The organism is Algoriphagus sp. AGSA1 (genome assembly GCF_021390545.1).
Lineage (GTDB): Bacteria > Bacteroidota > Bacteroidia > Cytophagales > Cyclobacteriaceae > Algoriphagus.
Window position 1 is genome coordinate 1 of sequence record NZ_JAJUWR010000069.1, and the last position, 3,594, is coordinate 3,594.

General features: G+C 44.2%; 3 protein-coding genes. All 3 read right to left on the minus strand.

Annotation, left to right across the window (positions count from 1 at the left end; all coding sequences use genetic code 11):
• Positions 1-126 precede the first annotated feature (126 nt).
• On the minus strand, positions 127-1,269 hold the full coding sequence (locus tag LZF95_RS26140; RefSeq protein WP_233758442.1) for an aldose epimerase family protein: 1,143 nt from the start codon (positions 1,267-1,269) through the stop codon (positions 127-129).
• A 97-nt stretch (positions 1,270-1,366) separates the two neighbouring features.
• Positions 1,367-3,211, minus strand: coding sequence for a glycoside hydrolase family 2 protein (locus LZF95_RS26145; protein ID WP_233758443.1), 1,845 nt, complete (start codon positions 3,209-3,211; stop codon positions 1,367-1,369).
• Positions 3,212-3,402: 191 nt separating this feature from the next.
• Positions 3,403-3,594 (minus strand): hypothetical protein (locus LZF95_RS26150; RefSeq protein WP_233758444.1); only part of this gene is annotated, 192 nt, incomplete at its 5' end.

A 3,594-nucleotide genomic window follows, 5' to 3' on the forward strand; every position in this document is an offset into this window, starting at 1 on the left:
GCTGTCTTTAAGTCTTTAATGGGCAAGTATTGACTCCACAATATCATCAGCCGTACCCAACACTTTCTTTACGAAACTTTGTGGTTAAAAAAAGCCATCCTTAGCAATCAGGATGGCTTTTCTTTTTTATTTCGTCCCAAACTTATAAATACAAGTCTGTTCGTATTTGTCGCCCGGCTCCAAAATAGTGGAAGGGAAATTAGGCTGATTGGGGGAATCAGGATAATGCTGGGTTTCCAGACAAAATGCTGATCTCAGTTCATATACTTTGCTTCCTTTTCCTTTGATAGTTCCATCCAGAAAATTTCCGCTATAAAACTGGATCGCCGGCTCAGTTGTCCACACTTCCATTTCGATTCCCGTTTGCGGAGAAGAAATAACCGCGGCTTGAGTCAGTTCGCTACCTGATTTGTCCAGTACCCAGTTGTGGTCGTATCCGCCACCGAATTTCAACTGTTCATTTTCCTGATCAATTCGCTCACCGATCTGAGTAGCTGTAGTGAAATCAAAAGGTGTTCCTTTTACTGACTCTATTTTTCCAGTTGGGATGAGGACATCATTCACCGGGGTATAGTTGCTGGCATTCAGTTTTAAAGTATGATCCAGCACATTCCCGTTTCCGGCGCCACTCAGGTTGAAAAAGGAGTGGTGCGTCAGGTTGACCGGTGTGGCTTTATCAGTTTCTGCTTCGTAAGTCACCTTGAACTCATTGTCATCTGTAAGCGAATAGACCATTTTCACTTTGAGTTCACCCGGAAAACCCTCTTCCCCATCAGGAGATGTATAAGTGAAGATCAGCGCATTTTCTCCGGACTTTTCCACATCCCAAATCACATAGTCCATACCTCCCGGCCCACCGTGTAGGGTCTGACCGTTGTTGTTTTGTGGCAAAGTATATTCTTCACCGTCCAAAGTGAATTTTCCGTTGGCGATCCGGTTTCCGTATCTTCCGATAGCCGCACCGAAATACTTTTCGCTGCTTTTCAGATATTCATCTAAGGTTTCAAATCCAAGAACTACATCCACCGGATTACCGTCTTTGTCCGGCACCCACAGGTGGGTAACTCTTGCACCGAAATTGGTGACTTTCATTTTGATGCCGTTGGCATTTTTGATCTCGTATGTTTCCACGTTCTTGTTTTGATAGGTTTTGCCAAAGACCTGTTCTTGTGCAGGTTCTTCAGTTTCTTGTTTAGGTTTGTTGTCGCAACTGTAAAGTAATATCCCCAGCGTAGCTGCTCCAAGGATGTTTCTGAAATGATGTTTCATGTGTTTATATTTTGATTTTTATAGGTCACATGGAATCTCGCATAGTAGATAATCATCTCTCTGTGTGTCACCTGCGACATGCTCGATTTCATAGCGCTTACTTTTTATATAAAGGGGAATGTATGCTTTTCATTTTGGAAACATCAAATTTGATGACTTTTCTGTCATAGGTCATCAGGCCGTTTGTCTCCACTTCCACATCAGTGGTCTGGGTATAAACTGCCGCCGAAAGACCTGCTTCTACCAATTCTCCAAGTCTTTTGATCAAACCAGCATATCGGTCAAACAGCTCATCCTGGTTCTTAAAACTTTGATAGCCCCAGTTGTCTTTTTGCTGCCAGACATGCCCATCTACAGGAAGTCCCAAACCTCCAAATTCGCCCAGCACTAGAATATTATCTTTTCCATAGATTTTTGGGTCAGGCATTTTGGCATCTGGATAATTGTGCAGATCGATGATGTCGCCGGCGATCTTTGTCCCTTCCATTTCAAAATTGCCTCCACTGGCGGAGTTTACCAATCTGGACGGATCATGCTCCTTAGTCCATGCAGTGATTTCCTGGGTTTTGAATTGACCCCAAGCTTCATTGAAAGGCACCCACACTACAATAGAAGGGAAATTATAAAAATCATTCATAATCTCTTTCCATTCTTCCCTGAAAATCGCTTCGGATTCCGGAGTTCTATCCCTATCCGTCTGCTCCCCAAGTACGGCTAATTTCATCTCCCAGCCATTGCCCATATCTCCGCTTGGCATATCCTGCCATACGAGTAAGCCCATTTTATCACAGGCATGATACCAGGTGGCTGGTTCCACTTTCACATGCTTTCGGATCATGTTGAAGCCCATGTCCTGGGTCTTTTGGATATCAAACACCATCGCTTCATGGCTCGGAGCAGTATATAGACCGTCAGGCCACCAACCTTGATCAAGAGGCCCGTATTGGAACAAAAACTTGCCATTCAGCATCATTCGTTGAATGCCATTCTCATCAGGAGCCATGGAGATTTCTCTCAATGCCGCATAACTTCCCACGGCATCCAGTACTTTTTTACCATCCAGCAATTCTACCTTTAGATCATACAGCACCGGGTTTCCCGGTTCCCAAAGCTGGGCATTTGCTATGGACAATTTAGCTGTCTCGGAGGGTTTTATCGTCTGCTCGTCCAGCATAGCCCCGTCTTTCCAGGCGGTTACTTTCACTTGCTGTCCTTCGGTAGCTCCAGTCACTTCTGGTGTGACCAAAATCTGACTGGTTTGAATAGTTGAAGTATTTCTCAAGCCTGAAATATGTGCCGTGGGCACAGTTTCTAGCCAAACAGTCTGCCATATCCCAGTTACTGGCGTGTACCAAATCGCATGTGGGTTCTTGATCTGCTTGCCCCGGGGCTGCGGCCCGTCATCGCTGGGATCCCAAACACGCACCTGCAAAGTCTGAGATTTCCCGGGTTTTAGATGATCGGAAATATCAAAATCAAATGGATCATAGCCTCCCTGATGCGTTCCTACACTTTTACCGTTGATAAAAACCTCCGTTTCCCAATCAGATGCACCGAAATGCAACAATACTTTGTCTTTGCTTGATTTCTTTGGGGTAGCAAAAGTCGTATTGTACCACAACTCATTGTCTTTGCCTACAGTTTTACCTACCCCTGAAAGTGCAGATTCCACAGCGAAAGGAACAAGAATTTCTCCATCAAAGCTGGTCGGGATTGCCTGCCCTTTTGGCTTAATGGCATAGTCCCACAGGCCATTCAGATTTACCCAGTTTTCCCGGGTCAGCTGGGGTCGGGGATATTCCTGGTGGACATTTTCAGGGGTGACCTGAGTGGCCCACTCAGTCATGATTTTGCCTTCCACTGGTTTGTAAGGGGTGGTTTGGGCTGTGGCAAAGTGCTGCGCCAAAAACAGGTATGCGCCAAAAATCAGTGTTTTCTTCATATGTATAGGTGTAAGGGTATATTATTATATAAATTTTAATTTTTCAGTAGAAATTCACGTGTTAAGCTCGGGATTCAGTGTGTCCCGAATTTGAATGGTCTCATTCTCCGAAACTTGATACTTGCTTCTAGATACTTGCTACTTTTTAATATGACTTTGCCTGAAAATGGTTGTCACTTATCTGTCAAGTGTCAAGTTATAATTTGTATTTTGATTTCATTCCTTTTCCTCGGTTGCTCGGGTATTCTTGGTTTGGGTTTTAAGTTATAATTAGTGGAAATCTTGTCTTTTTTCAGCAATGTTCGGAACTGGACCGGGGAGATATTTCCCAGAGCCTTCTTTTTTCTTCGGGTGTTATGATCTTTGATTGCCTTTAATTGGCA